This is a genomic window from Streptomyces sp. NPDC048248 (assembly GCF_043201875.1).
Lineage (GTDB): Bacteria > Actinomycetota > Actinomycetes > Streptomycetales > Streptomycetaceae > Streptomyces.
In genome coordinates this window covers 366,088-390,215 of sequence record NZ_JBICZL010000007.1, presented here as the reverse complement: position 1 = coordinate 390,215, position 24,128 = coordinate 366,088, and the positions used below count along the sequence as shown (strand labels likewise).

15 protein-coding genes are annotated in these 24,128 nt (G+C 70.1%); 9 read left to right on the top strand and 6 right to left on the bottom strand.

What is annotated here, in order from left to right; all coding sequences use genetic code 11:
* Positions 1 to 2 precede the first annotated feature (2 nt).
* From ACGFZW_RS17615 to ACGFZW_RS17595, 5 genes are all read left to right on the top strand, one after another.
* The gene (locus ACGFZW_RS17615) at positions 3 to 944 is read left to right on the top strand and encodes a carbohydrate ABC transporter permease (protein WP_393894019.1); all 942 of its coding nucleotides are present in this window, start codon (positions 3 to 5) and stop codon (positions 942 to 944) included.
* Positions 945 to 1,046: 102 nt separating this feature from the next.
* Positions 1,047 to 2,483 (top strand): family 43 glycosylhydrolase, encoded by a 1,437-nt coding sequence (locus ACGFZW_RS17610; RefSeq protein ID WP_393894018.1) that lies wholly within the window; start codon positions 1,047 to 1,049, stop codon positions 2,481 to 2,483.
* A gap of 289 nt (positions 2,484 to 2,772) precedes the next feature.
* The gene (locus ACGFZW_RS17605) at positions 2,773 to 3,573 is read left to right on the top strand and encodes a phytanoyl-CoA dioxygenase family protein (protein WP_393894017.1); all 801 of its coding nucleotides are present in this window, start codon (positions 2,773 to 2,775) and stop codon (positions 3,571 to 3,573) included.
* Positions 3,574 to 3,589: 16 nt separating this feature from the next.
* Complete coding sequence (locus ACGFZW_RS17600) at positions 3,590 to 3,715, top strand: hypothetical protein (protein ID WP_393894016.1); 126 nt, start codon at positions 3,590 to 3,592, stop codon at positions 3,713 to 3,715.
* A gap of 172 nt (positions 3,716 to 3,887) precedes the next feature.
* Positions 3,888 to 5,087, top strand: a complete 1,200-nt coding sequence (locus tag ACGFZW_RS17595) for a hypothetical protein (RefSeq protein WP_393894015.1) — start codon at positions 3,888 to 3,890, stop codon at positions 5,085 to 5,087.
* Positions 5,088 to 5,157: 70 nt separating this feature from the next.
* Here the strand turns inward: ACGFZW_RS17595 and ACGFZW_RS17590 are convergent, their stop codons facing one another.
* From ACGFZW_RS17590 to ACGFZW_RS17575, 4 genes are read right to left on the bottom strand one after another with little or no spacing between them, the layout of a single operon-like run.
* Positions 5,158 to 6,858: a hypothetical protein gene (locus ACGFZW_RS17590; RefSeq protein ID WP_393894014.1), complete on the bottom strand. Its 1,701-nt coding sequence runs from the start codon at positions 6,856 to 6,858 to the stop codon at positions 5,158 to 5,160.
* Between the two features lie 6 nt (positions 6,859 to 6,864).
* Positions 6,865 to 11,265, bottom strand: a complete 4,401-nt coding sequence (locus tag ACGFZW_RS17585) for a hypothetical protein (RefSeq protein WP_393894013.1) — start codon at positions 11,263 to 11,265, stop codon at positions 6,865 to 6,867.
* A 1-nt stretch (position 11,266) separates the two neighbouring features.
* Positions 11,267 to 14,143, bottom strand: coding sequence for a hypothetical protein (locus ACGFZW_RS17580; RefSeq protein WP_393894012.1), 2,877 nt, complete (start codon positions 14,141 to 14,143; stop codon positions 11,267 to 11,269).
* A 4-nt stretch (positions 14,144 to 14,147) separates the two neighbouring features.
* Complete coding sequence (locus ACGFZW_RS17575) at positions 14,148 to 17,096, bottom strand: DUF6603 domain-containing protein (protein ID WP_393894011.1); 2,949 nt, start codon at positions 17,094 to 17,096, stop codon at positions 14,148 to 14,150.
* Positions 17,097 to 17,507: 411 nt separating this feature from the next.
* Here ACGFZW_RS17575 and ACGFZW_RS17570 point away from each other — a divergent pair, with 411 nt between their 5' ends.
* The 4 genes from ACGFZW_RS17570 (at position 17,508) to ACGFZW_RS17555 (ending at position 21,921) form a co-directional block, all read left to right on the top strand.
* Positions 17,508 to 18,266: a nuclease gene (locus tag ACGFZW_RS17570; protein ID WP_393894010.1), complete on the top strand. Its 759-nt coding sequence runs from the start codon at positions 17,508 to 17,510 to the stop codon at positions 18,264 to 18,266.
* Entirely contained in the window at positions 18,194 to 19,231 is a 1,038-nt protein-coding gene (locus tag ACGFZW_RS17565) for a hypothetical protein (RefSeq protein WP_393894009.1), read from the top strand. Before ACGFZW_RS17570 ends, ACGFZW_RS17565 begins: the two co-directional genes overlap by 73 nt.
* Before the next feature lie 577 nt (positions 19,232 to 19,808).
* Positions 19,809 to 21,014, top strand: coding sequence for a cupin domain-containing protein (locus ACGFZW_RS17560; protein ID WP_393894008.1), 1,206 nt, complete (start codon positions 19,809 to 19,811; stop codon positions 21,012 to 21,014).
* 10 nt (positions 21,015 to 21,024) lie between these two features.
* The gene (locus tag ACGFZW_RS17555; RefSeq protein ID WP_393894007.1) at positions 21,025 to 21,921 is read left to right on the top strand and encodes a sucrase ferredoxin; all 897 of its coding nucleotides are present in this window, start codon (positions 21,025 to 21,027) and stop codon (positions 21,919 to 21,921) included.
* Positions 21,922 to 22,433: 512 nt separating this feature from the next.
* On the opposite strand, the gene ACGFZW_RS17550 is transcribed toward ACGFZW_RS17555, so the two are convergent.
* The gene (locus ACGFZW_RS17550) at positions 22,434 to 22,988 is read right to left on the bottom strand and encodes a hypothetical protein (RefSeq protein ID WP_393894006.1); all 555 of its coding nucleotides are present in this window, start codon (positions 22,986 to 22,988) and stop codon (positions 22,434 to 22,436) included.
* Positions 22,989 to 23,444: 456 nt separating this feature from the next.
* The gene (locus ACGFZW_RS17545; protein ID WP_393894005.1) at positions 23,445 to 24,095 is read right to left on the bottom strand and encodes a TetR/AcrR family transcriptional regulator; all 651 of its coding nucleotides are present in this window, start codon (positions 24,093 to 24,095) and stop codon (positions 23,445 to 23,447) included.
* Between the last annotated feature and the right edge of the window lie 33 nt (positions 24,096 to 24,128).

Genomic DNA, 24,128 nt, shown 5'->3' with positions numbered 1-24,128 from the left:
CCATGACCGCCACCGATGCCCCCGCCCACGCCGCTTCCGAACCCCGGGCCGCCCGGCCCCTGCGCACATCGAGACCACCGCGGCGTCCTGCCCGGTCGCGTACGAACCTGACGCTCGGGGCGAGCCGCACGGCGCGCTCGCTCGCCCTTGCCGCGCTGGCGGTGGCCGCCCTGGTCTGGCTGCTGCCGATGGCGTGGGCGCTTCTGACGGCGTTCAAATCCGAGCGGGACGCAAGTGATCCGCTGCACTGGCTGTGGCCGGAGCACGGCTTCACGTTCCAGGGATTCAGCAGCGTGTGGGAGCGCGGAGCCCTGCCGCTGTGGATGCTCAACAGCCTGCTCATCTCCTCGGCCGTCACCGTGGTCACCGTGCTGGTCTCCGCGATGGCGGGGTACGCGTTCTCGCGCACGCTGTTCGCCGGCCGCCGCGCGCTCCTCGTCCTCACTGTCGCGGCCGTGCTGGTGCCGCCGCAGATCCTGATCGTGCCGTGGTTCCAGCAGATGCTGACGCTGCACCTGCTGGATACGTACGCGGCGGTGATCCTGCCGCAGACGGTGGCGCCGGTGATGGTGTTCATTCTGAAGAAGCATTTCGACTCGCTGCCACGGGAGTTGGAGGAGGCGGCCAGGATCGACGGCGCGGGGCACCGGCGGATCTTCTGGTCGGTAATGCTGCCACTGTCCCGGCCGATGCTCGCCGCCGTGGCGATCTTCGTCTTCATCGGTGCGTGGAACAACTTCCTGTGGCCGTTCGTGTCGACCTCCGATCCGTCGCTGATGACGTTGCCCGTCGGGATCACCTCGGTGAAGGACGCGTACGGCGTCCAGTACGCGCAGTCGATGGCCTCGGCCGTGCTGGCCGCGATGCCGCTTGTAGCGGTGTTCGTGTTCTTCCAGCGGCACATCGTGAAATCGGTGGCGACCACGGGTCTCGGCGGCCAGTGAGGCCGCCCCGACTCGCCTGCGCACACCGTGCGTTGACACTCCCCCGGCCTCTTCCCTACGGTCCTGCAGCAATGCACTTACATCGATGTAAGGGATTCGCCCATGCGCGCCCGCTACCGCACGCCACTGCTCGCCGCTCTCCTGACCCTGCTCGTCGGCCTGGTCTGCGCACCGGAGGCCACCGCGGGGCGCGAGGCGCCCAACGCTGCCGGTACCTTCCGTAATCCGCTCAACACCGGCCCCGACCCCTTCGTTTCGTATGCGAAGGGCGCCTACCACCTCACCACGACTCAGGGCGACAGCATCAAGATGTGGCGCTCACCGTCCCTGAGCACGCTGCTCGACGCCGACCCGATCACCGTGTGGACGGACACCGACGCCTCCCGCAACCAGCACATCTGGGCTCCCGAGTTCTACCGCTTCGGTGACCGTTGGTACCTGTACTACACGGCGGACGACGGCACGGACGACCATCACCGGCTGTACGTCCTGGAGTCGGAGAAGGACGACCCGGCGGGCCCGTACCACTTCAAGGCGAAGCTCACCCCGCCCAACCACGCGAACGACTTCGCCATCGACCCCGGCATCCTCCAGCACAACGGCCGCCTCTACCTCGCGTACAGCGGCATCAACGCGTACCAGCACAACGGCCTGAACATCGCGCCGATGTCGAACCCGTACACCGTCTCGGGCGACGCGGTCGCCATCGACGGGGCCGGGGGCTGCCCCGAGGTGCGCGAAGGCCCCGAGTTCCTGAACCGCAACGGCCGCACCTGGATGACGTATTCGACCTGCGACACCGGCAAGCCCGACTACCAGGTCTGGATGATGTCGCTGCCCGACGGCGTCGACCCGCTCGTCCCCGGCAATTGGTCACAACACTCGGGCCCCGTGTTCTCCCGCGCCGACGACCGCGGTGTGTTCGGCCCCGGGCACCACGCCTTCTTCAAGTCCCCCGACGGCAAGGAGGACTGGCTGATCTACCACGCCAAAACCACGGCGCAGAACACCTATAGCGACCGCACGACCCGCGCCCAGAAGATCATCTGGAACGCCGACGGCAGTCCCGATCTCGGCGCTCCCCTGGCGATGGGCGCGACACAGGACCTGCCGTCCGGCGACCCGGGCTCCGGCGCCTACTGGATCAACGACGACGGCCGCTCCAGCGGGCCCGGGACAGTCGCGTACACCGGCACCTGGAACTCCGGCACGGGCTGCGCCGCGCAGTGCTTCTGGAGCGACGACCACTGGAGTGACCAGGCCGGCAACACCGCGACGTACACCTTCACGGGCACCCGGATCGCGCTGCTCTCCGTCCGCGACACGGGCAACGGCATAGCGGCGATCAGCGTGGACGGCGGCCCGGAGAAGCGCGTCGACTTCCACGGCGCGATCCGCACCGGCGAGACGCTCCAGTACCTCAGCCCGCGCCTGGCGAACGGCGAGCACACGCTCCGGGTCCGGGTGACCGGCGAGCACAACGGGTCGTCCGGGGCCGCCTTCGTGAGCGTGGACCGGGCCGAGGTGTACACGGACTGAGCTGCAGCCGCACGAGGCCGACGCGGAGCCCGGGCTGGTGCGGCGACCTTCCTTCGGGTCGCCGCACCAGCCCGGGCGGCCAGGGCACGGAGGCTTTCGCCACTCGGAGGCCGGCGCGGGCAGGGACTCATCGACGGGCACGCCCATTTCCAACGGGCGCCCCGGCCTGCGGTCCTCGTGCACCAGAATCTCCTTCTCCTCTCGGAGCGCGGGCATGAGGTGAACACCCGACAAAGGTGGTGCGCATGCTGTCGGGTGACCGGGATCGGTGTCGCCGCACGATGGGGGCATGGATGACACGACCTTGGTATCCCGCTTTCTCCGCGACGGCTTCGTGAAGCTGGATGGCGCCGTCGCGCCGCGCGTGGCCGCGGACTGCGCACGGCTGCTGTGGCGGGAGACGGGCTGCGATCCGGACGATCCGGCGACGTGGACGCAGCCCGTGCACTGGGTGGCCGGCATGGCGCAGGGGCCGTTCGGCGCCGCCCCCAACTCCCCGTCCCTACATCGCGCGTACGACCTGCTGGTCGGCGAGGGGCGCTGGGAGCCGCGCTACTCGCTGGGCACGTTCCCGTTGCGCTTCCCGCACGAGGAGGAGCCGGCGGACGCGGGCTGGCACATCGAGGGGAGCTATCTGCCGGAGGGCGAGAGCTGGTACTTCACCAATCTGCGCTCCCGGGGCCGGGCGCTGCTGATGCTGTTCCTGTTCAGCGAAGTCGGTGAGGAGGACGCCCCGACCCGGATCCGGGTGGGCTCTCACCTCGATGTGCCGAAGGTACTGGAGAAGTACGGGGAGGACGGAGCGAGCGGGCTGGCCCTTGCGCCCGATCTGGTGGCGGCGTCCGACCACCGGCCACTCGCCCTCGCCACCGGGTCCCCGGGGGACGTCTTCCTGTGCCATCCGTTCCTGGTGCACGCGGCGCAACCGCACCATGGGGTGCGGCCGCGCTTCATGGCCCAGCCGCCGCTGATGCCGGCAGCGCCGTACGAACTGGAGCGGGCCGACGGCGGGTACTCACCCGTGGAGATCGCGATCCGTCGGGGCCTGGGACAGGACTCCCCCGGTCCGGACGGGGCCGGCACCGTTTGAAGTCAAGAACGGTGGCGTGGTCATCCATCTCGGCGGGCTCAACGCGGACGAGTGCAAGGCAATGCTCCCGGCGTTCGAGCTGGTCGAGCAGATCCTCGGCCTCCTCACCGGTTGCGCCGCTTCGCCCCGAACCAGCATCTGAGGCACGGCCTCGGGTGAGGCGGCCCTCCGGAGGATTGCCCGGCGGCGCTATCGGCAGACGACGCCGCCCGCCCCACGATCTGAGCGGGCCGCCGGGCCCCCTCGACCCCGCCGGCCTCGGTGCATCAGCCTCCGCGATGGCGAGGAGCCCGGGGACGGGCGATCATGGGAACGTGGGCTTCTCCATCTGGTTCACCGCGGGTGGGCTCGTCATACGCATGGACGGGCGGGACGACGGCGTGCACTGGTCCCGGCCCAAGGACTTCGCGGCACGCTTTCCCGCGCTCGCCCTCATGGGTGTCGTACGGCCGCTGCTGGGCATCATGGGCGGTATACAGACCGGGCCATCGGAAATCGTCCTCATCAGCGGCGGGCCGGGGGGCGCCACCGGTTCGATACGTCTGGACATGGCGACCGGCGCTGTCATCGAGTTCCCGGCAGCCATCGACGCAGGGCTGGGTCTGCCGCCACCCCTGAATGGGCAAGACATCGTGGGGATCGATCGCTCCACGGTGCTCATCCGCGCACTCGACGGATGGGGCTTCCACGATCCGGTCCACGACACCTTCGACGGCATGCGGCCCTACGAGGAGTTCGGGTTCACCGCCCCTGACGGCTCACAGGACCTGCTCAACGGCAGTGGCAAGGCCGTCTTCGTGCCCGGCGGCGAACTGCACATGTTCGCGGCCTTCGGCTTCGCCGGGACGTACCAGGTGTTCGACATGAACACCCGGACGACGGACGGGGTGCGTCGTCTGCTCTCGCAGGACTGGCCCCAGCTGGTGGAATCCGGCATGGCGCCTCCGGAAGCTGCCTGGCTGATGACCGGCGATCCTGAGCAGTGGCCGGCCCCGCAGCTCACCCCCGACGTATCTGATGGAGTGCTGCGGTCCCTGAGCGACGCCGCACTCGGCGCGGACGTCTCCCCCGGCGTGCTCCTGGCCGTGGCCTACGCGGAGAGCGGCATGCGGACGTCGGCGTACCACCCATCCGGCCGGTACGGGCCACTGCAGCTGACGGCTGATCAGCTCGAGGCGGCGGGCTGGGCGGATCTGCCGGGGAACGTGCTGGACGCCATGCCGGAAGAGTTGACTCCGGTGCTCACGGCCCACCTTCTGAATGTGGGCATTCCCTCGGACGCGGACGAGGCCGCGGTATGGTCCTCTTTGCTGGTGCCGGGCCTGGACTTGGCGGCGGACACCGTGCTCGGGGCGGTAGGCGGGCCACGCGAGGAGGTCTTCGCCAGTCATGGCACGGCAGACATGGACGGCGACGGGGTTGTCACTCCCCTGGATCTCCACCGCTATATTCGCTCCCGCCGCCACGAGCCGAGGATGCTCGAACTGCGGGAACGCTTGAACAACCTGTTCTGACCCACGCGCGGGACCGCACGTCCTCGCAGACCGTTGGCCGCACGATCGACGACCTCGGCGGACGGTCCACTCAGCGGGCGTTCGGTGCCTCCACCCGGTCGAAGTGCAGGCCACTGGATGCCTCGCCGGTGCCGCTCGTCTTTTGGCGGGCCATCCACTGATGCACCGAGCCGTCGTGCCAGCGCGCCCGCTGATGGGCCCGGATGACGGTGGCGCCGGATCTCGGTACCTCCTCCTCGTGCAGCCACAAGGCATCGGCCCCCTGCCCGGAGGCGGACACCGACTCCAGCAGGGCGCCCAACGGCGTCACGGTGCAGATCTCCCCGGCCGTTCGTCGGACCAGGGGCACCAGCCTCAGTTTGATCGACTCGTGATCCTCCAGTTGCTCGGGCACCAAGGGGTACCAGTGGTCGGGTACCTCGGAGTCGACGCGGTAGCGGGGCAGGAGGGAGGGGGGCAAAGCCGTCACCGGGCGGGCTGCCCAGGTGTCGTAGCGGTCCAGCGGTCGACCGGAGCTGTCCTGCACGCGTTCCTCGACTGCCCAGGCGAGATTGCTCATCTCGTCGCGGGCGAGCAGCACCGATTCCACAGGTGCACCTTCAAGGCTGCCGGAAAGGGCCGGGAACAGCAGAAACCAAGGACTGGCGCCGGTGGTCTCGCGCCCGTCGGCGAGGGCGAACAGATTCCAATCGGGGCTGTCGGCCGCCAGGGGCGCCAGTTCCTCCCGTCCGCCGAAAACATCGGTGACGGTGAAGTTCCTTACGCGGAGCAACGTACCGACGGGCAGGCGTGCCGGTACCACCATCCAGTCGTTCGAGGACGAGGTGGCGAAGGCGACCATCATCAGGCGGCCGAGATCATGCGGAGCGGCGTCCACCGAGCCGATGTCGATCCGGGCATCCTCCATCTCCCAGAACCGGTTCGCCGGCATGCCGCCGAACCGTGCGGGGGCGGGGACCCCACGCAGGAACAACTCACCGGGCTCCGCATCCGGGCCAGGCCCCGTCGTGGGGACCGCGTCGAAGGAATGCCAGTCCAGGCGTCCGCCCATGTATTCGGCGGCGGCGAACTCGGTGTCGCCGAGTCCGGAGGCCCGTACGGAAAAGGCGTATTCGAGGCGGTTCTCGTTCCATGCGGCGGGGTGGCGCCCACTGCCTCCGTCCAGCTCGCCCGCCGGGGCGGGGACTCTGGCCTCCCACCACTGCAGCCACTCGCCCGCCGACGCCGCGAGGGCGGCCCGGCTCGCCGTGTCGAGCCCAAGCGCTTCGGCCTCAGCCTCCGCAGCCGAGCCGTCGGGGCCGGTCAGCACGCGCAGTCCGGCGGCCAGTGAGACACCGTCGGGCAGACTGCGATGGAGCAGGGCCGACAGCCCGCGCGGCGCGGGCTGCTCGTCCGAGAAGCCGTAACGGGCCACGAAAGCAGGCAGATTCGCACCGAGGGCGGCATCGGTCAGCTGCCGGACGAAGCGGGCACCGGCCGCGGCACGCAGCCGGGGGTCGGCCCCGGGGACCGGTGGTTCCTCCTCGACCAGCCGCTCCAGGGGCGCCTTGGCGGGGTCGTACGGGCGGAAGGCGCGTTCCGTGGCGGGGCGCCAGCCGTCGACCCGGTGGGTGTCGGCAGTGGCCTCGACCTGGACGACGCTCCCCGCGTCCTCGCCGAGGAATTCGCCGAACTGCCACTGGCGGCCCAGCATCCACAGCGGATCGTGGACACGCGCGGCCACCGCGTCGCCGACGCCGTCGTCGCGGGGCATCGGTTCGAATCGGCTCATCGGTTGTCAGAGCTCCCTGAACTCCATGGTGAAGGGCGCCTCGAGCGGCAGCGGGCCGCGCATCTCGGGCAGATCTCCCAGGTCGAGGGGCCGGATGCGGGTGAGGTCGAACGTCTCCTCGATCACGGCGTGCACGTCCTGCATTCGCCAGCCCCGCGAGCGATCGGGCGGCACCGCGAGCAGCAGGGCGTGCGGCGCCCGGGCACCGGGACGGTCCGCCTTGAACGCGATGGCAGCGATCTCTTCCGCTGTGCCGCGTTCCCGGCCCTGGCTCGGAACCAGCTCCGTCCAGGTGTCCGTCACCAGCCCCGCCACGCTACGCGGATCCAGGCCACCATCGGTGGAATCGGCAGCCAGAACGCAGCAGGAGCGAACCGCCGACCGCCCCGAGCCGAGGGCAGACCTCGCAGCCCAGGGCGGGTGGGCTGCGGTGGCCGGTGACTGCGCGACGATGAAGCCCGGCGGCCGGCTGCCCGCCATAACCTGCGAGCCGAGCAGGGCCTCATCCAGATCGGACACCGCGGACCTGACCTGGGACAACTCACGTAGCCAGTCCGCTACGGCCTCGTCGTCGGCGCCTTCAGGGCGGTGGCTGGGGTCCAGGGTCGCGGCCGCTGCCCTGGCCGCTGCGTCACCCGACAGGTTCAGTACGGGCACCAGCGGGATCGCGTCGCCGACCACCCTGCGCACGAGTTGTGTCACGGCAGTGACCCAGGCGAGTGCTGTCGTGGCCGTGCGCTGGTCGCCGGACGGTGGGGGCTGGAGCGCACCCGGTAGTCCCAGGTCAGCCAAGGCGGTGCGGATGCGGAGAGCTTGGACTACCAGTAGGGACGGATCGGTTCCACCGTCGGAGGGCCGAGGCAGCGGTCCGTCCGCGGCCGCCGGGATGAATCCGGCGCCCGCGAGCATGTCGAGAGTGCGCAGAAGCTCCTCGGCCGCGGCCTGCTGCCCGGCACCTGCGGAGGCGCCCGCCAGCGCTTCGGCCTGCGGGCCCAAGGCGTCTGCGGCGGCGCGCACCCGGGCCAGCCAACTCCCGATCCGCGTCGCCAGATCGTCCAGATCGGCGGCGGCCCACGGGTCGGCCACCGTGGGGTCGAGATGCGGTGCGAGCAGCGGATGGGAAGTCGCCAGAACGGCGCGCAGGGAGCCGGTCAGGGCGGCCAGTTCACCGTAGCGGCCGCCGGAGTCACCAGCTTCGTCAGCGAGCCCTTGGGCCGGATCGACCCCGCCGGCCCGGCGCAGCAGCCGCATCAACGGTGACGTCGCGCCGGGCGTGGCGCTCAGAACGACTTGGAGGGCGCTGACGTCCAAGGCGGCGAGGGAGACCGGCGAATCGGCAGCGCCGCCGCCGACCGGGAACGTGAACCGCCACTGGTCCGCGGGGCCCAGGCGAGCACGGCACCACTGTTCCAATCGTGGTTCGAGGATCGCGAGCGCGGATGTGTCGGACCATCCGCCTCCACCGGCAGCACCTGCGGCCGGTGTCAGGAAGCCGACCGCGTGGGTGATGTCGTTGCCGCTGCGGGGCGTCGTGACCACCTCGAACTCCTCGGGGAGGCCTTCGCCCCGGCCGATGGCGTCGGCCGCGAGGCCCGCTCGGAGTGGGTTGCCGCCGACGAGGTGGTGCACACTCTCGGCCAGCAGCAGATCGCCCAGCGCGTCGACCGCGTCGTCGAGTTCGGCGATCAGCATCCTGATGGTTTCGAGTTGGTCGTCCTCGGCCGCCAACGGGGGTTCCTCGGAGTCGAAGGCGAGCCGGGCACGCCGCAGAGCCTGGCCGTCGACCACGTTGCGGGCGGCGACTGCCGTCCGGGCGTCGGCGGCGCCCTCGCCCTCCGGATCGGCGAGGGGCGCGAGTGGATAGCGTTCCCGGAAGGAGGCAATCCACCGGTCGAGCCCCGCGTCGTGCAGACGCCTTTCGAAGCGGTAGCCCAGGAGCGCGGCGAGGTCCTGTCCGGAGCGCACCCCGTCCACGAGTGACAGGGCCAGGCGCACGCGTCGGGAGGTGAGGTTGACCGCGAACGCCTCCCGGTTGCTGTGGGCGAGCCAACCCGAGCGAAGCACCGCCGCCGTCGTCGCGTGGTGCAGCGAGGGGGCGACGAGGTACCCGTCACCCGCCGTGCGGTGGTCCGGTTCCATGGGTGCCACGTCGACGAGCCAGCCGTACGCCCCGGTACGCAGGCCCGCCGGCCGGTCCTCGCGGGTCCGGTCGAGGCGGGCGGTCGCCAGCGAGGTCACCCAGGCGTCGAGCCGGTGGGCGGTGGTGTCCAGGCTCTCGCACAACAACTGCTCCACGAGCGGAAGATCGCTCTCGGCCAGTTGTTCGAGGAAGACGACGTCGTCCGCCAGGTTGGCGTGCCTGCTGAGCATCGCGCGCCACCGCTCGACGATCTCGGGATCCTCGGGAAGCCGCTGCGTGACGAATCCCGCGAAGAATCCGGAGAAGATCCCGTCGAGCAGGATGGGCACCCCCAGCGCGTACAGGAGTCCGGCTGCGTCCGAGTCCACGAGGGGCGCGAGCCGGGCCTTGATCTGGTCCCGTTCGGGGCGCAGGAAGGCCAGATCCGGCATGTCCTCGGTTGCCGGATCCCAAGTGGTGAACATATCCAACCCATGGGTGGCGATGGCTGCGAGCGCTGTCAGGGGCCGGTCCGCGACCAGACCGAGCATCTCCGGCGTGGGATCGAAAGCGGCGGCGATCTCGGTCCTGGGCGGTGCCTGCGGGCCGCGGTGGGCGAACGTGCTCCCGGCGCCCACCACTCCGATGGTGGCGGGAGTCGCCGCCGTCCGCTTGGGGTTGACGGGGTCCTTGTTGCTGCGGCGGACCCGGCGCGAGGCCGGCCGTCGGCTGAGCAGGTCCAGCAGGACCGCGTCCTGGTCCGGTCCGGAGCCCAAGCGCGGGGCGCGTGGGACCCGCAGGGCGAAGGCGTCGTGGACGGAGGCCACCGAGGTGACGATTTCCCGGGCGACGTCGTCGCCGCGCCACAGGGTCAGCGAGCCGGCCGGGAGCAGGCCATAGGGCTGACGCCCCACCCGCAGCGTGGGCAGCGGGCCGCGACTGCGGACGTACGAACCGAAGTGGTCGACGAGGAAGTCGTATCCCTCCAGGGCCGGGAAGAGCCTGTCGGAAGGGGAGCGGAAGTCGGGTGAGTGCGTGAACCAGCGGCCGATCATCGCGTTCACCCGTGCGATCACGGCTTCATCGTCGACGAGGGCGTCCGGGGCCAGGGCGAGACTGTCGTGGCCATCGATGCCGAGGGCACGGGCGACTCTCGACGCCGGCTGTGTGCTGTCGGGCAGATACTCCTCGCGCAGCCGGTCGATTTCCTCCGGGCTGCGCGGTTCGGGACGCGAGCGCCATCCCGACCGGGTCTCCGAGGTGTTGTTGGTGGGAGTCCCGGCAGGCAGCACCGCCAGCCCGTCGGTGTAGGTGTGAGCGATCAGCAGGTTCTCGCAGCGGCGGGCCCCGTCGAGCGCCGAGTCGTCGGTCCGCGCACCGGCCACAGTGATCAGGTCGTAGTGCAGGTCCGGATCTGCGAGCGGCACCCGGACCGCCATCCCGGCCGCGACGGCCGCGTCGAAGTCCACGAGCCAGTGGCATCCCTCGTCCCAGGGCAGGTCCGGGTCCGCCGGGGCCACGTCCGAGCCGGGCGGGGCGAAGGAGACCGGCAGCGGGGAAGGGATGGGAGCGCCCTCGGTCCGCCACGCCAGCCGGCCCTCCCGGTAGCCGGAGAACACCAGGTGGTCCGGCATCAGTTCGGTGTGCGGGGCGCGGGTCCAGGTGCCTGTACGGGAGTGCGAGTCACCGTCCGGGGCCGGCGCCCCGGGGCGCATCCGCTCCCGCACCCAGGCGGCGCGCGAGGGTCCCAACTCCCTCACGAGCTCCCGCCAGGCCACTGCCGCGGCCTCCGGGTCCGGCTCCTGTGCCGCACGCCGGTACTCCTCACCGGCGGCTTGTTCCCGCGGAGTGAGTCCCACCTCGTGCCCGTCGACGTGTACGTCATCGGGGTAGGCGCGGATCCACAGTTCGGCACCGGCACCGGCGGGCCGGTAGACGGTCTCCAGCCGCAACGGCAGCAGAAGCAGGGGCAGGTCACCGTCCTCGTCCCACAGCGGCGGGGCCGCCTCGGCTGCTGTGTCGTAGGCGTTGTCGGCCTCGTTCCTGGCGAAGTCGGCGTCGACCAGCCGCTGCCGTGCGCCCTGCACGAACAGTTCGCGCTGGCTCTTCTCCTCGTTGAACGCCTGGATGTTACGCGGGTCGAGCCCCACCCAGGGGGCGAGTCGTTCCATCGACGCCAGCCGCTCATCGGCGTCCTGCAGCTCCCGCAAGGCCTCTTCGTGATCCGCCCGAGTCTGTCGGCAGGCCCGGTACAACGTGGCCAGTTCGTCGATGTCAGCGTTCGGCACGTCAGCCTCCGACCAGTTCGTGGGAGTGGATGAGTACACGGAACGGGCGCTGAAGGCAGATGCGGGCGATGTCCGCGGAATCGCGGTCCCAGCGAGCCGCGTCAAGCCCCGGCTCGCCGTCGGGCGGGGCGATGCCCCTCCCGGCCACGGCGAATCCGCGCGAGCGCGGCACCCGGTCCCAGTCGAGGTCATTCCAGGTGTGGAAGGGACGGTTGGGGTCGGGCGGCTGGGTGTCGGCCAGATCGAACCCGAAGCGGATCCGGTAGCCGTGCTCCTGGAACGCGAAGAAGCGACCTGGAGCCTGTGCGCTGGGCGTCCCCCGCAGCTCGTCGGGATCCACGGCGAAGGCATAGGCGGCAGTTGCCGCGTCCACGCGCAGCGTGAACAACGGGAGCAGCCAGGTGGCCGGGTCGGTGTCCGGCACTGGAGCCAGGCCCGGACCCGCCGACCGGGCGGGCACGCACGCCGGTGTCATCCCGGGGAAGCGCTGCACAACAGCACCCCTGACGAGGAGCACGCAGATGTCGGATCCTGCGAGGTGATCGCCGAGCGGACCGGTCCAGGTGTGGATCGGCGGAATGTCCGTGGCCCCGTCGGCGCGCGGCCAGAAGGAACGGAAGGGCGTGCCGCGCTGATCGGTCGGATATTCACGCCACAGAAGCTCGCGATTGAACTCGTGGCAGAGCCCCACCAGAAAGGACTCGACAAACGGCGCGTTGACCATCAGCAGGGTGGCGGAGTCGGCAGGGAAGTCGGCGATGCCAGGAAGCAACCAGTCCGGCGCCATGTCCAACAAGGCCAGTGCCATGGGCGCCGGAAAGACCGGGTGTTCCATCACCGGCGCCAACGACAGCGGATCTCCGAACCGGGCGGGCAGAGTCACCTGCGAGGCGACGCGGCGGACGATCCGGTCCGCGGGAGCCAGCGCGGACACGATACGGGCGTGCAGTGAGCCGATATCGACGCGCACCCCGAACGGCGTGAGTGCGGGCCCGTTCGCCTCCCCTTGCGCGCCGGAGAACAGGTCTTCTTCCGCCCCGACCACCTCGCTGCCGGCGATGCCCAGCATCGGCGCGATGGCCAGCCGCAGCGCCCTCAGGTCCCCGGATGCCATCGCCCCCGTGTCGACCGGCACGGCCTCGAGGCGCTGCCGCAGGCGGTCGGCTTCGTCCGTCAGCCCGCTGGCCAGGGCGGCGTCGGACAGGGCCCACAGGGTGGTGAGCCGTCGGGCGACGGCCGTGGAGCGGCCCGCCACCACCGCGCCGAAGGCCATGTCGCCCAGCGCACCGGTCGCTTCGATCTCCGTGTTCTCCACCCCGGCGAGCAGCGGCCTGGCCTGGGGTGGCACCACCTCCCCCGTCAGCCCTCGTTCGATGAGGGGACGGACGTCGGTACGCGCCGCTCGCGCCACCGGCCCGCCCGGCCGGAGCAGCCGTACGAAGGCGGGGGTGGCCGCGGCGTCGGCGAGGGTACTGACGCCGATCTCGGCCGCGAGGGTGGTGCTTCCGGCCGCCCGCCGGATGCGCCAGGCCGCGGGGCTGCTCAGGGCGACAGCCTCCCCCGGGGCGAGGGTCTGCACATGACGGCGGTGCAGCGATTCGGCCACACTGGCGGCCAGTTCGCCCAGAGCACGGCGCCGGTTGGCCTCCCGGACGGCGCCCACCTGTTCCCAGGCCCGCGCCATCAGCTGCTCCTGGTGGGTGCGCACATACTCCGCGCCAAGTCCTGCGGCGACCCGGCCGGGCGGCAGCAGGTTCAGCTCCTCCACCCAGGGATCCGCCGGGGGCTCCGCGGGTGGATCCACCATGACCCGCTGTCGGCTGACGTGACGGCCCCCGTAGATCGGCGGGGCGACCGCGGTGGCGCGTTCGTCCGGTGGCTCTCCCGCCACCCGATCCGCAGGTGCGTTCAGATGTGCCTGGAGGCGGAATGCGATGTCGGTGAGCGTGTCCTCGTCGGCGGTGCCCGCGGGCGCTTCGTCGAAGGTGACGAGCGCGCCCTGCACAGCGAGGGTGGCGGGTTGCGGACCGGAGAGCGCAACGTCGGCGTTCCACGGCTTGCCGATATCCACCATGCGGCATCCGAGCCCGGCGATCCGCTCCGGTTCCGCAGGAGCCAGGCGGCGCACCAACTGCTCGAAGTCGCCCGCCGGGCCGGTCGCGAACTGCCAGGAGAAGTAGACCGGCAGGTCCATATCGCCGGAGTCGGTGACCTTCCAGGCATGCGCGTTGATGTTCGCCTCGGTCACCGGCAGGTCCAACCCGGCCTCCCTGCCGCCGGCGAACGCCGGTACGACGCACGCCCGATAGTGCGTGTTCGGGGCGAGCTGCCGCGGGCAGATCAGGCGCGCCACCGAACGACCGACGAGAGCGCCGAGGCCCGGAGGCGGGGTGGCGTCCGGTGCCGGCTGCTGGATGTGCGCCCAGCCCCAGGAGTCTTCGAGGTCGGGCAGTTGGTCCCGGCCGACGCTCAGCACCGGTGCGGGATCCGAGGGGCGCAGCACACTGCGCTCGCTCTCGACGACCACGAGGACGATCCAGGGACGCAGCCGCCCACGGGCGTCAGGGGCCGCCGGCGTGAACAGCCAGGGCAGTTCGAGGCAGTCGAACTCCACGGAGGCCAGGTAGTTCGCCTCCACCTCGCCTGCCCCGTCGGGAGGATCGCATCGGACGACGCCTCTCGGGTCGATTCCGGAGACTCCCTCGGGGCCGAGCATGCGCATGGACGGCCCGAACACGGGAGTGGTGTGTCCGTCCGGGTGCCGCACCACCAGACCGGGGCGGAACGCCGCGGTGCCGACAGGTCCCGGGCCACCACCCGTGGCGATGGCCCGGCCGATCGGTGACTGCGCCCAGGACGCGAACGTCAGATCCGGCATCGCATCAGTCCGTCATCTCCCAGCTCTCCACCACACCTACAGGGCGACCGCGGTCCGCGAGCAGCCCGGCGAACTCATGCGCCTCGGTCACCGTGGTCCCCGCTCCGCCTCGCGACGTGAGCGACCAGGTGTCCGCCACCACCAGCTCGGGGCCGGCGGCCACCGCGATGCGCTCGTCGGGGGTCTGCCACCACAGGGGGTCCGCGATCCCGGTCCCGGCGACGGTCTCCACCTGGCGCAACAGCGAGCCCAGGTGGCCGACCGTCAGGCGCCGCGTCTCCTCGGGCCCGGCGACGACCTTTGTCTCGTAGTCGAGTTCGGTACCGCGGGCCGCGGCGAACAGCAACCCGTCGGCGGTCAGGCCCAGTCCGGCCTTGAAGGATTCGAAGGCGGGCCGACTGAGCCGCTCGTCGTCCGTCAGGTCCAGGAACTGCCCGGGCGGGAACTGCTCACGCTCCTCGCCGGTACCCTCCGCTCGCTGGCCCACGCGGAAGAACGGGTCGGATACGTCCCAGAACTGCGGGGCGACGGGCAGCCCCTCGAAGCGGGTGACCGTCACACCGAGAGGCAGGGCGCGCTGCCGGGTGGCCAGCGAGCCCTGCGGATGTACGACGGTTCCCTCGCTCAGAGCCCGAGCGGCCCGCCCGGTCAGCCGCACCGGTCCGGCGTTCGGATCCGGCGCGCGTACGGTCCAGGACGCAGGGTCCCCGTATGCGACCGTCAGTTGCCTGAAGATGTCCGGAGTGGCCGGCTGCGCGGCCGACGGCGAAGCTCCCCACACCTCGTCGAAGTCGAACGAAGCGCTGAACAGGAACAGGTCGACCGACCCGCGGCCACGTGCGTGCCAGGGCGTGGGGCCCTCCAGCGCCAGGGAGAGCTGGATGCCCACCAGCGTTTCCCCGGCGATTTCGACGGCGACGCCCGCCGAGACCTCCGCGATGAAGTACAGCGGCCTGAGCTGGATGAGCAGGTCGAACGCGAAATGCCCGCGCAGGCCGCAGCCTGCCACCTCGGCCACCAGCTCCACCCGGGCGCCGAATTGCACGGTGTTGGAGGTGACGGCGAAGTAGGCGGCGCAGCGCAGCCCGATCAGCGGTGACGGAGACAGGTCCATGCCCAGACGGGCAAGGGCGGGCACCCCTCGGGGCCGGTTGTACCGGGGGTGAAAACCGCCTGCGGACAGTACGAACTCGGCCTCGGCGCCGCCCCGGCTGAGGAGGAAGACATCTCCCGCGAGGGGAACGCCGGCAATCCTCGAACCGATCAGGGATGCCTGGAAGGTCACACTCGGTTCGCCGGGGTCCACCTGGCCCATGAACGTGGCCTGCAACTGCACCAGGGGCAGCAGCGGATCGGGGACGGCAACCACGAGTTTGCCGAGGATGGACACCCGTACCGGATCGGGCAGTTCGAGCAGCAGCGCGACCGAGGCGCTGACGAAGCGTCCCCAGGACAGTTGGAACATCGGCCCTACGACGGCCCGACCCGGCGCCTTGGGGAAGATGCCCGGAAGCGCAGCCATCACCTGTCGGGACTGCGCTGACGGATCGGTGGGGAAAAGCAAGGCCGCGGCGGAGCCGTCGGCCACCGCCTGCGCCAGCGCCTCCCGGTCCACCCGCCTGTTCACACCGACGACACCGCCCAGGCCCGTGATGGCGAAGCCGAAGCCGATCTGAATGCCGGGCGGCGGGAAGGCCGCCCCCAGTACCACCAGGAACGACAGAGGGCGCAGTCCGAGCAGACCGAAGGCATCCAGGGAGACCGGCGGAATACGCAACGTCAGCGTGCCCGCGTACTCGCCCTGCTGGGCACTGCGGACATGCCCGGCGCCCTTGACGAGAGGCAGGTCCAGCTCGACTCCCGCCCCCGCGGGGGCGATGGGCACCAGTGCGCGGGGGTCGAAACCGAGCACCTCGCTCCCGCCGAGCGAGAACGGCAGCTCCAGCCCCACCCCGGCGAGAGCGAGCCGGATGGGCAGGCCGGGCAGGTCGAGTCCGAGTGCGGTGGTCACATGGACCTGGACCGCGTCCGCGGCCGGCGCCGCCGGGCGCAGGGTCACGTCGAGCGGCCCGGCGCTGATACCAGGCATCGACGCCCCGGTCGGGAGCCGGACCACCAACGCCGCGCTGCCGGCCAGGTCCACGCCGCGCTCACCGTCGACACCGAGTTCCACATCGAGCGGCAGCGGCCCGAGGGCGGGCACGAGGGCGGAGAAGTCACCTGGGGCCAGACGGACTTCACCGCCACTGATCTTCAGTCCGCCACGCAGCCGGGGCCGTCCCCCGGCAATGCGCACCTCAAGGGTCAGGGCGAGCCCACCGAGATCGATCCCCGGCTCCTGCCCCCTGCCCTGCCCGGCTGCCGGTCTCCGCCGAGAGACCTCAATCCGGAGCCTGTCCCCTTCGGCCCCGCCCGAGACGTCCACGTCCCCGTCCGCCCCGAGCCCCACCCGCAGGACCCCGGCGACCTCTCCATCCACCCGCAGCGCCCATCCGCCGCCGAATTCGAGTGCCGGTGCCGATGTGCCGTTCGCCGCGCCGGAGGCCACCAGTTCGAGCCGTGCCGCTCCCCCGGGAGGTGAGGTGACCGCCAGCGCAGCAGCCAGAACAGGGCTGTCCGTCCGAGAGACGTCGCCGGTGCGGAGCGCGTAGGCGATGCCGCGGGCCTGGGAGGGCCCACCCGGTTCGGGGTCCCAGCCGAAGAGCCCGCCCTCGGCCTGCCCGCTGGGGACGGAAGCCTGATCGAGGATGTCCAGGACCTTCGTGGTGACCGCGTCCCCTGCCCCGGTGTGCCCCGGCGCCGCAAGCAGCTGCCCTTCCAACCCCGAACCCGTCCATGGTCCGTCGACGGGACCGAGCCCGTCCAGCTGCAGCGCCTGCCTTGCACCGTCGAGGAGATCCACCAGCCGCCGACGCAGCAGTCCCAGCAGTGCCCGCCCGGCCTCCTCAGCCACGGCGGGCGCCTGCGCTCGACGTCCGCCCGCGGGGATCAGGGAAGACCGGGTGGGCGAGCCGCGCGTTTTGAACGGACATCTCGCACCGTCCCCTATGCGCTCGGTGGCCGCGAGCATAGGCGCTACGCAGGCGCCGGACGCGGGAGCACACTCGGCGGGTGGCGCAACCCGCGCCGTACGACACCCGTTCGGCCCCGCACGGACCTCAGGCGCTGGCTGCGCGTGACGGGACTCCGGCTTGGAGCGCGCGACGGGACTCATGCTGCGCCCGGGATGGCCCCGGGATGGCCCCGGCCTGTCCGCGTCTCCGCGCGAAGCCTACGATTGCGAGCCCTTTTACCCTGACATAGCGTGGTTCATGTGGTCTGCCAGCCGATCTGATCAGGCACCGTCACACCGCCGGGAGACGCTATGCCGATGCTGCTCATCAAGGGCTCGTTCCAGGTGAAGGGGGCCCAGCCGGACGGGGACACCGTTCATTTCACGCCCGACGACCCGAACGTGTGGGACCTCGTCGGAGGCGGCGGAGGTCGTGCGGTGGAACACAGCGCTACGGGTCGGGCCAAGCTGCGCTTGGACGCGATCGATGCGTTGGAGACGCACTACGGCCCGAAGCGGCTTCACCAGCCTCTGGGGTTCGCGCATGCGGCACGTGACGAACTGTTGAGCTGGCTGGGATTCACGGAGATCCAACACCAGCCGGACGAGACCGTGACCGCCGCGACACCCGAAAGTACGCCGGGGTTCGTGCTGACCCGCGGCGCCGACGCGCACGGCCGCTGTGTGGCTCTGATCGGGCGCGGCGCCCCGCCGGGACCCAGCGGTCTGGAAATCGATGTCGACGCGACCATTCTGAGGACGACGGCCAACCACCATCTGCTCGCCTCTGGCCTGGCCTACCCCACGTTCTACCGGAGCCTCTTCCCCGGTCTGCGCGCGGAGCTGACTGCCGCGTCCCACCAGGCCCAAGCGGCCCCCGGCCAGGGCCTGTGGCCGAGCGACACCACCACAACGGGCGCGAAAGTCATGGGCGTGTCCTCGATCACCGACGACCTCGTGATGCTGCCCAAACTGTTCCGGCGCCGCATGATGGAAATATGTTCCCGACTACGTACGACACCATCTTGCAGGATAGCGCGGAGATGCAGAATTCGTTCGACACGGCGTTAGGAAACCTCACCACCGTCGAACGTGACATCGTCGACCGGGCGGCTGTGACCATTGCACTGGTGAGCAGCCACGTCGGCGTTTATCCCACGGCCGGAAGAAACCAACACCAGGAGCACTTCTCCGCCAGCCTGCTCAAGGTCGCCGCCATGTATGCGGCATTCGAGCTGCGCAAGGACGTGACACCGGTCTCCCACGGCCTGACGAGCCGCCAGGAGTTCCTGACGGCACTGCGGGAGCAGTTCAACCCGTCCATCAGGGAGGCCGTACCCAGGATCGCGAATGCGTCCGCAATAACGGACCTCCACCTTTTCCCCGACTATGGAAAGGTCTTTGACAGTCCGTTCAATCCTTCGACAGGGCAGCTCGCGGTGAATTTCAGTGAGAGTTTCTGGAATTCCCTCCAAGACATGATTGGCGGATCCAATGCCGCAGCAGCCGCAACTATTCATGGGCTCGGGTTCGGTTATCTGAACGGGGCTCTCGCCAACGGGGGATTTTTTGACGATCCGTCCGCTATCGGTATATGGCTGGCCGGCGACTTCCAGGGTCAATGGCCGCCCGTGCGGATCAGCTCGGACAACGACGGCATGGTCGCACAGGCCACCACGACCCACCAGATGGCCAATCTCTACGCCCTCATGCGCGAGGAGGCTCTGGTGGGCCCCCAGGACAGCAACTCGATGCTCGACCTGCTCGCCGGAGGGGCCACGTGGTTCACCCACACATCGCCGCAGATCTGGCCGCCGAACCTCAACCTCCTCGTGACGCACTCCAAGGTCGGCAGGGGCCCCCTCCCCCCGTTCGCCCCCGGTGAGGTCCTCTCGGAAGGCGCCATCGTGCACGAAGTCGCGCACGACCGCGACTTCATCGTCACCTGGCAGAACGTCCTGGGACCACCGACTCTCTCGACCCTGCTCCCCATAGCCCGGCTCATCGAAGGCACCATCGATCTCGCCCTCGCTTAGAGCTTGCTCGGGCGACCACGGCCGACGCTCCCATCAACCTCTGCCGACGGGTTTCGTCGTGGACTCCGGTCCGAGTGCACACACAGCGAACCGCACTCGAGGAGAGCTGCATGTCCACTACCCACACCTTCGACGGCTTCTTTAGCCTCGACGACTATCGACCGGTCCGGCGCCCGGGAGATTTTCCCTCTCGAATCGATGCTTTCGCCCCACAGCGATACGGTGATTGTGGGCGGTGTCCTTGAGGATCGCCCTCTCTGCCGATCAGGCACGTATGCGAGAGCCCGGTCCCTGCCGTCCCATTCTCAGGAGGCATGATGACCAACCCGGAGCAGCTTCCGAACCAGCAAGAGGGTCCCGCGGACGGTGGTGCAGCCGGCGCACCCGGCGCCCACGACGGAGGAGCCGACAACGGAGCAGAAGGCCCCGCGGACGGCGGCGCAGCCGGCACACCCGGCACCCACGACGGAGGAGCCGACAACGGAGCAGAAGGCCCCGCGGACGGCGGCGCAGCCGGCACACCCGGCACCCACGACGGAGGAGCCGACGGAGGAGCTGACGAGTCCGGCAGCCGCTCTTGAGTACCTCCAGCACCGAGCTACCGGGCGCCGGCGCCACAGCAGGCCCCGGGGTTCTGGAGACGCGCTTGACCAACCTGAGCCGGGAGGCGTTCGCCCGCGACATCTGGGCGCGGACTGCTCTGCTGACCCACCGTGCGAGCGACTTCTCCGACCTGTTCTCCGCCGAGGACGTGGACGAACTGATCTCGCGTCGCGGACTGCGCACGCCCTTTCTCCGCGTTGCCAAGGAGGGCGCCACCTTGCCCGATTCGTCATTCACCTCGTCCGGCGGCGTCGGCGCCACCATCTCCGACCAGCTCGACGACACCGCGCTGTGGCGCGCGTTTGCCGACGGCTCGACACTCGTCCTGCAGGCTCTGCAGCGCACGTGGCAGCCGGTCGCGGACTTCAGCGCCAGACTGAGCACCGAGCTGGGGCATCCAGTGCAGGCCAATGCCTACGTCACGCCACCGCAGAACCACGGGTTCGACGACCACTACGATGTCCACGATGTCTTCGTCCTTCAGATCGAAGGCACCAAGCTCTGGCTCGTCCACGAGCCCGTCCATTCGGATCCGCTGCCCGATCAGCCCTGGACCGATCACCGCTCCGCCGTGGCCCGGGCCGCGAAGAGCACGCCCTACATCGACACCGTGCTCGAGCCCGGCGATGTCCTCTACCTGCCGCGGGGCTGGCTGCACGGCGCCCAGGCGCAGGGCGAGGTCTCGATCCACCTGACGCTCGGAATTCACAGCTGGACGCGCTACGCACTGGCCGAACAGCTCGCCCGATCCGCACTCGCGGTGCTGCGCGAGGATCCCCAGATGCGCCAGACCCTGCCTCTGGGCGTGGACGGACCGGCCGGCGAGATCGACATCGTCCGTGAACGCCTCGTCGCCGCCGTCACAGAGGCCGATTCCGCCCCGCTGTTTCACCGCACCCGGCGCGGGCACGGACGCCCGGCGCCGCTGGGACCGCTGGCCCAGTTCAGGGCCGTCGACGGCCTCGGCCCTGATTCCCGGGTGCGGCTCCGTGAGGCGCTGGAGGCGCGGCTGGAGGGCGCGCGCCTGACCACACGCGTGGGCTGGCTCGACTTCCCGGAGACCGACCTGCCGTCGCTGACTTGCGTGCTCGACGGAGAGGTCCACACCGCCGGTGATCTCGGCGTCCGACTCGTCGAGAGACTGCTGCGCGCGGGCGTACTGGTGCCCGCCGAACGGTGACTACGCCGCGGTGAGTGCGACAGACCGCTTCTTCTGCGCCGATGCAGCCCGGATGCGCGGCGACTCGATCGTGGGCACCGCACCGCACGGCTCTGTCTGGGTCCTCATCGAGTACCGAGGCGGCTGGCCTCCCAACGGCTTCGACGGCCTCAATCTTGAGCCTGCCACCAAAGCACGCGTGTTCTCCGCCGCCCAGGCGATGCGGGCACGCGTGCTTCTGGTCAGGCGGCACGGCCCCCGCAAGCCCGAAGGCTCCGGTCGCTGGGCCGTACTGCGCCATGACAGCTCAGGCGCCCATCGGCAGCAATGGGGCACGTGGAACCGAGGTGAGGACTTGGCGCAGATCGTCAGAGCCCTCAGCTCCCCCGGAGACCTCGGCTGTCCGCTCGTCGTCCTCGTCTGCACCCACGGTCAGCACGACGCCTGTTGCGCCTTGCGCGGACGGCCCGTGGGCCGCGCCCTGAGTGAGCGCTGGCCGAGCCTGGTGTGGGAATGCACCCACGTGGGCGGTGACAGGTTCGCCGCCAATGTCGTCGTCGCACCTGATGGCGTCTACTACGGCGGGCTCGATGCCAGGTCGTCCGTCGCAGCGATCGAAGAGCACCTCGCCGACCGCATTCACGCGGAGCACCTGCGCGGATACACGGATCTCTTCCCGCCGCAGCAGGCCGCTGTCGCAGCCGTGCTCAAACGCTTCGGCCCCGCCGGCCGCCATGACTACGTCATCGCAGAGACTTCCCGCGACATCGACCGCTGGCGGATCCGCATCACCGGACGCCCGCCACGTCCCGCGGCCATCGACGTCGAGGTGCAGGCCTACCGCACACCGCCGTGCCGGCTGACCTGCCGCGGACCGTCAATGAGCTCGGCCGTGGTCTACACGGTCACTTCGATCCGTATCGGCTGAACTACTTGTCCTACCCGCCGGCGTGGGACGTGGGCGCGGGCGGGCGGCCCGAAGGGCGCTACCTCGGTCGGCTCCCCCTGCCCGCGCCACCAGTGACCGCGGAGCAAACGGCGACGGAGGGTGCGGCATCAAGAGAACACGGCTCTCTGCTCGCTTCGTTGGCTCTGGCGCCATTTGCTGCGCTCCACATACACGTTGCCCAGGAGAATGAGGGCAACACGGCCCACTGGAAAGACATCTCAGGTGGTTTGGTGCCCGCTCGGATAGGCACCGTGACTACGAGATCTGTCGTTCTCGGCGGATGGGTCCATGACTGCATCGCCCCAAGGGCGCCACCCTGAAGCGCCTGCCGGTCGCTCGCCCCCATCTTGATCCAAACGAAACTTCCTGGGTCAGAACCTGGCCCGGCTGGGCTTACATAGCCTTCGCCCTGGATGTGTTCTCCCGCGTGATCGTCGGACATGACACCGTTCTTGTGGTGATGCAGTCGTCGCGTCTGCCGATGGCCCGAGTCACTGCGTTTTCAGCTTGCGGCTTCCGGCTCGGTTCTTCGCGATGTTCCGTGTCTTCTTCCTGCTGGCTGACTCGGCGAGCAGGGCGAGTACCGCCGGCGACGTCGACTCCTCGGCGAGGAGGCGCTGCATCCAGTCCGTGACCTTCGCCAACTCGGCCGCGGTCGGCACGTGACCGTCCTTGATGGACAGGTAGAACAGCCAGTCGTGGATGCGGCGCCGGATGAACTCGCGGAACTGCTCCGTCTTGAGCTGGTCGGTCTCCGGCAGTAGTTCGGCGGACCACTGCCGGAACTCGGCAGGACCGGTCACCTTCACCGCAACGCTGTCCACGAGGGCGACCACCGCCGTCTTGGACGAGATCTCGTTGGGGTCGCGCAGGATCGTGGCCACCATCGCGCGGTCTCGGTCGCGGCTCCGCGAGGAAGCGGCCACCGAGATGACGCGTTGGTACGCGGACGATCGGACGTGCTCATCCGCGACGACATCATCAACGTCCACGTCCAGGATGCCGGCTCCCGCGAGCAGCTCCGCCACATCGGTGTGCAATGTCATCGCTTCATTCCTTCTCGCAGGGCTGGCTCTCGGCGGCCTGGCGTCGCTCCCGTTCAGCCTGCTCCCCGCCTGGTTTCGCCTGCCGAGCTTCCTGACGGCTTTGTGACGGCGGCCCGCTTGCCGGGCAAGCCCGACCTTGAGCCCCGCCTCTGCTTCAGCCGGGAGCACACATTCCCGCTGCAGAGGGCATGCCACTCTCGCACGACGGTGACCTCCAACACCTCACTGCCGCCGCGGAATAGTTCAACGAGCTCATCGCCGTCCGGCAAGCCGAGGAGAATCTCCGCAGCTACACCCCGGAAGAGGCCGGTGACCTGCTCGGCAAGACCGAGAACCGGGCCGTCGAAGCCATCCGGGCCCGCCACGTCCCCTGCACCTACGCAGGTAGGAGCCTGCGGATAACGGCCTCACACATCCGCCGGGTGCAGCAGCAAGACGAGCTGATGCCGCCCCGCGCTAGACGCCGGGGTCCAGGTCGGTGACGGCGATCTCCCGGTCAGGCAACGGCTGGGCGTCATCGCGGGCTCGCAGGCTGTCGAGCATGAGGGCCAGACAGCGATCCGCGTTGCGCCGGGCGAGTTCTGCGCGCAGCCCGGGGACCGGTCGCAGCAGCAGGGCGATCATCAAGGCCAGATCGCCGGTGTCCACATCCGGGCGCATGTCTCCGTCAGCCTGGGCCCCGTGGACGAGCCGATCGAGGATCTTCAGCAGGATCTGGCGCAGCCTGCGGTTCTCGGGGTCCTCCTGGAGCTCGGCCCACGTGCTGGCGAACCAGACCGACAGCCAGGTGGCCAGGCGCAGCTCGGCGGCGGCCTGAACCACGAATCGCGTCAGCGCCCGCCAGGCGTCGGGCTCCTCGTCCTCGGCCGTGCGGGCGATGGCGACGACGCGGTGAAAGCCGTCCAGCGCAACCCCTCGAATCAGCGCGTCCCGGTCCGGGAAGCGGCGGTAGAGGGTGCCGGTCCCGACACCGGCGCGGCGGGCCACCTCCTCTGTCGGCACGTCCGGGCCCCGCTCGGCGATAAGGGCCCGGGCCGCCTCGATGATCTGTTCACGGTTGAGCCGGGCATCGGCTCGCAGTTCGCGTCCGGAGGTCGAAGTTGTCACCGCAGCAGTATATGTGAGCCGCCATCAGCCATA

Coding starts and splice junctions, on each gene's coding strand:
- ACGFZW_RS17580 (WP_393894012.1), bottom strand. CDS start 14,143: ATGCCGGATCTGACGTTCGCGTCCTGGGCGCAGTCACCGATCGGCCGG.
- ACGFZW_RS17570 (WP_393894010.1), top strand. CDS start 17,508: ATGCCGATGCTGCTCATCAAGGGCTCGTTCCAGGTGAAGGGGGCCCAG.
- ACGFZW_RS17550 (WP_393894006.1), bottom strand. CDS start 22,988: ATGACATTGCACACCGATGTGGCGGAGCTGCTCGCGGGAGCCGGCATC.
- ACGFZW_RS17610 (WP_393894018.1), top strand. CDS start 1,047: ATGCGCGCCCGCTACCGCACGCCACTGCTCGCCGCTCTCCTGACCCTG.
- ACGFZW_RS17605 (WP_393894017.1), top strand. CDS start 2,773: ATGGATGACACGACCTTGGTATCCCGCTTTCTCCGCGACGGCTTCGTG.
- ACGFZW_RS17565 (WP_393894009.1), top strand. CDS start 18,194: ATGTTCCCGACTACGTACGACACCATCTTGCAGGATAGCGCGGAGATG.
- ACGFZW_RS17590 (WP_393894014.1), bottom strand. CDS start 6,858: ATGAGCCGATTCGAACCGATGCCCCGCGACGACGGCGTCGGCGACGCG.
- ACGFZW_RS17615 (WP_393894019.1), top strand. CDS start 3: ATGACCGCCACCGATGCCCCCGCCCACGCCGCTTCCGAACCCCGGGCC.